Genomic DNA, 1,254 nt, shown 5'->3' with positions numbered 1-1,254 from the left:
CAGGCTGCTGAAAAGCGCGCAGGATCGGCGGGTGCGGTAGGCTCCGGCGGACCTTCCATGCGCCCGCTGCCGCGTGGCGGCTGCCAGAAACACGTTTCCGGCGCCAGCGGCGCTCCCTTTGGGCAGACTCCGGGCGTCATGCGGCCGCCAGCAGCTTCGGCAGGCGGATCAGGTTGTAGGCGGCCATGGCGAAGGTGAACTGCCAGTCGATCTTGGCCAGCCCCCGGTGGCGCGCCTTGCGCAGTCCGGCCACGGTTTTGGCCCAGCCGAACGCCTCCTCGATCCGCTTCCTGATCCGCAGGCTGATCGCATAGCCGGGGTGGCGCGTGGTGCGGCCATCGATGGCCGAATGGCGTCCGTTGCTGGTGTTCTGCGCCACATGCGGGGTCACGTTGATCTCGCGCAGTTCGGCGACGAAGTCCTGGGTATCGAAACCCTTGTCGCCGCCCAGCGTGACCCTTTGCGGCCGGTCGGCGTGCGGCTCGACCAGATGCAGCGCCGCCAGCCGCTCGGCATGGCCCGAGGCACGCGTGGCCACAGCGCCGACAATCAGCCCATTGCGGTTCTCCATGAGGGCATGCCCCATGAACGACAGCTTGGCCTCCTTGCCGCGCCCCTTGCGATACAGCCGGGCATCCGGGTCGGTGGTCGAGGCGTGCGTGTCATTGCTGCGCTTCTGGCCATGGAAATCCTGCTCGCCGTTGCGCCCGGCATCGGGCGGCGGCCCGGAGCCATCCTTCGGTCGGAAGCTCTTGGTGCTGGCCCAAGCCTCCAACAGCGTGCCATCCACCGAGAAGTGCTCGGTGGAGAGCAAGGCCTTGACCTTCGGCTGGATCAGCACCGTGGCGAGGAACTGCACCGCCACGTCGCCCGCCAGCAGGCGGTCACGGTTCTTGGTGAAGGTCGTGGCATCCCACACCGGATCATCGACGCCGAGGCCGACGAACCAGCGGAACAGCAGATCGAACTCGATCCGCTCCACAAGCTGGCGCTCCGAACGGATTGAGTAGAAGGCTTGCAGCAGCAGGGCGCGTAACAGCCGCTCGGGCGGGATCGATTCCCGGCCGAATGGCGAGTAGAGCGTGTCGAACTTGGCCGATAAGTCGGTCAGCACTGCATTGACGATGCCCCGGATCACCCGCAGCGGATGGTCGGCCCGGACCCGTTGTTCCAAATCCACGTAGCTGAACAGCGACCCAACCACCGCATCACTGCCACGCATCCTCACCCCGCTCGCTGCCGGGGGTAGGGAAT

At 66.7% G+C, this 1,254-nt stretch carries 1 protein-coding gene; it reads right to left on the bottom strand.

Translation table 11 applies throughout. The features are described 5' to 3' along the window. Positions 1–136: 136 nt before the first annotated feature. Entirely contained in the window at positions 137–1,222 is a 1,086-nt protein-coding gene (locus tag LHA35_RS28285; RefSeq protein WP_226615184.1) for an IS5 family transposase, read from the bottom strand. Positions 1,223–1,254 lie beyond the last annotated feature (32 nt).

It is taken from the genome of Roseicella aerolata (assembly GCF_020523605.1).
GTDB classification, from domain to species: Bacteria; Pseudomonadota; Alphaproteobacteria; order Acetobacterales; family Acetobacteraceae; genus Paracraurococcus; species Paracraurococcus aerolatus.
Note: the sequence above shows the minus strand (reverse complement) of the source record. Positions and strands in the feature narration are given on the sequence as shown.